This is a genomic window from Stappia sp. WLB 29, from assembly GCF_023507705.1.
Lineage (GTDB): Bacteria > Pseudomonadota > Alphaproteobacteria > Rhizobiales > Stappiaceae > Stappia.
In genome coordinates this window covers 1-2778 of the sequence record NZ_JALBGD010000024.1, presented here as the reverse complement: position 1 = coordinate 2778, position 2778 = coordinate 1, and the positions used below count along the sequence as shown (strand labels likewise).

The following is a 2778-nucleotide window of genomic DNA, read 5'->3' as shown; positions in this document are numbered from 1 at the left end:
CTGCGCAGCGAAATCGACAGGTTCCTGGCCCGCGTGGCTGCCGCCTGAGGGGTATGCCCGAGCCGCTTGCACCAACCACCGATTATATCCGATGACATGCGGCGCGCCCTGCCCAAGGCGCGCCGCTTCTTTTCAAGCCTTTGGAATCGCTTAGGTTGTTTTCCGAAGAAAATTCGCCCGGACTTTACCGAAGATTCACAGACATCCGCCTAGGGTTCCACAACGAACGGGTGTGGAGGATCATTTATGTCCCGGCTGTTGGGCCTGATTGGCAATCTCGGATTTGCCGCCAAGATCGGTGGCGGCTTTGCAATCGTGCTGCTTCTTGCTGCCGTCCTCGGCGGTGTAGGCACCATGGCCATCGGTGGCCTGACCAGCCAGATGGATACGTCGAGAATCGCGACCGGCGTCGTCGCAAGCCTGCAGGAGGTCTCCGCAGCACGCGAGAGCTTCCTCCAGAGCCGCAAGGCGGAAGACGCCGAGAAGACCGAAGCCGCGGTGAGCGATCTCGCCCGGGAACTCGAGGCGCTGAAAGCCTCCGTCGCAAGTGATGCGACCGCCAGCCGCGAGGTTTCCGCTGCCATCGAAGCCGTCTCGGTCATGCGCAGCAACTTTGCGGACGTCAGTTCCGAGACCAGCCGCCAGCAGGAGCTGAACGGCGAACTGGCCGCATCCATCGCCCGTCTCGGCGACCTCTCCAAGCAGATCAACGGCGACATGCAGATCGTCCGCCGCGATGCCAAGCGCGAGAGCCTGCGGGCCGCCGCAACCCGACGCAAGGCGGACGACATCATCCGCTTCGTCGTGGCGCTGCGCGAAGAGGCGCTGCGTACCCAGTACATGTTCCTGCGCTCGACCACGTCGACCGCCGACGGGCTGCTGGAAGAAGCGATGGCCGAAGCCGAGAAGCTCGGCGACAATGCGCGCGCGCTGACCAATGCCCGCGTCGACGGCGTCGACCAGGCAAGCGTCGAACTGCTGGCCAACCGCTCGGGCGAGTTGAAGGAGCAGTTCACCCAGCTTGCCGCGACCACCTCTTTCGCCGACGTCCACAAGCTGCGCGGTCAAGTCAACAAGACGCTCGAAGACATCGTCGCCGCGGCCAAGGACGTCCAGACCTCGGCTTACAAGGCCATCGACGCGATCCAGCAGGACGTCCAGTCCCGCGACATCGCCTTGATCAAGGTCGACCTGGTCTCGGCCAATGCGAGCGACCTGTCGCGGCAGGCCCTTGCAGTGAAGTCGACGACGCTCGGCTTTCTCTCCGGCTTCGGCGACACCGATGCCGAGGGCGTGATGCGCGACATTTCCGAACTCAGCTTCGTCGCCGGAACCCTCGCTGCCTCGGCAAGCCAGTTCCCGGAAGTCGCCGAGAAGGTCCAACTGGCGCAGACCGAGATCGACGGTTACCGCACGTCCTTCGAGAACATGCTGAAGAGCCTCGAGGCCGTCCGCGCCTCTTCGCAGCAGCTTGCAGGGGTCACCGCCGACATGCGCGGCCAGATCACCTCGCTCGCCAGCGAGCAGGCCGAGCGGGCCGCCAGCTCGGGCGCGGCCAGCTTTTGGACCATCGCGGTCACCCTGGCCAGCGTCGTCGGTCTCGGCATCGCCGTCGCCATCGTCCTGTCGCTCGCCATCACCCGTCCGACGCGTCGCCTGACGGAGATCATGGGCCGCCTGGCCGAAGGCGATACCGATGTGGAGATCGACGGCACGGAGCGCGGCGACGAGATCGGCGCGATGAGCCGGACCGTCGAAGTGTTCCGCGACAATGCCCGCGAGCGTGCCCGCATGCGGGAGGAGCAGGAGCTCGAACAGCAGGCAGCGGCCGCCCGTCAGGCGCGCGTCGACGAGTTGATCGGCTCCTTCCGTGCGCAGGTTCAGGAGCTGCTGTCGTCGGTCGGCGACACCGCTGCCGGCATGGAGGCGACCGCCCGCGACCTGACCCGCATTGCCGGCGAGAGCGCCGGACGCGCCGAGGAGACCACCCAGGCGAGCGGCGCGGCCACCCACAATGTGGAAAGCGTCGCCACTGCGGCGGAGGAGCTTGCCGCGTCCATCGCCGAGATCGCCCGCCAGGTCGGCCAGACCACCGAGGTCGTCAACCAGGCGAGCCACGGCACCCGCCAGACCAACGAGAAGATCTCCGGTCTTGCGGCCGCCGCGCAGAAGATCGGCGAGGTGGTGACCCTGATTCAGGCCATCGCCGAGCAGACCAACCTGCTGGCCCTCAACGCCACCATCGAGGCGGCGCGTGCCGGCGAAGCCGGCAAGGGCTTCGCCGTCGTCGCCGCCGAGGTCAAAGAGTTGGCCAATNCCGTCGTCGCCGCCGAGGTCAAAGAGTTGGCCAATCAGACCTCCAAGGCCACCGAGGAGATCGGCGCCCAGATCGCCGCGATCCAGGGCGAGACCAAGGAGGCTGTCGAAGCGATTGCCGCAATCACCCAGACGATGCAGGAGGTCGACAACTACACCTCCGCCATCGCCGCTGCGGTCGAGCAGCAGGGGGCGGCCACCAACGAGATCTCGCGCAACGTCCAGAACGCGGCCGAGGGCACGACGTCGGTGACCAGCAACATGGGCGAACTGGCCAATGCGGTCGCCGAGACCAACGCTTCGGCCGACATGGTCCTCGTCGCCTCCAGCGATGTCGGCGAAAAGACCCGCCAGCTGCGCGCCCAGATCGACCGCTTCCTCAACGACGTCGCGGCCGCCTGATCCCAGCAGCCGATAGCGGCTCGAGAACAAAAAACAGCCCGGATGGTTTTCATCCGGGCT

Annotated in this window: 1 protein-coding gene; it reads left to right on the top strand. The window is 66.2% G+C overall.

Annotated elements, in window-relative coordinates:
* Positions 1-246: 246 nt before the first annotated feature.
* The gene (locus tag MNI96_RS21710) at positions 247-2718 is read left to right on the top strand and encodes a methyl-accepting chemotaxis protein (protein WP_249696630.1); all 2472 of its coding nucleotides are present in this window, start codon (positions 247-249) and stop codon (positions 2716-2718) included.
* Positions 2719-2778 lie beyond the last annotated feature (60 nt).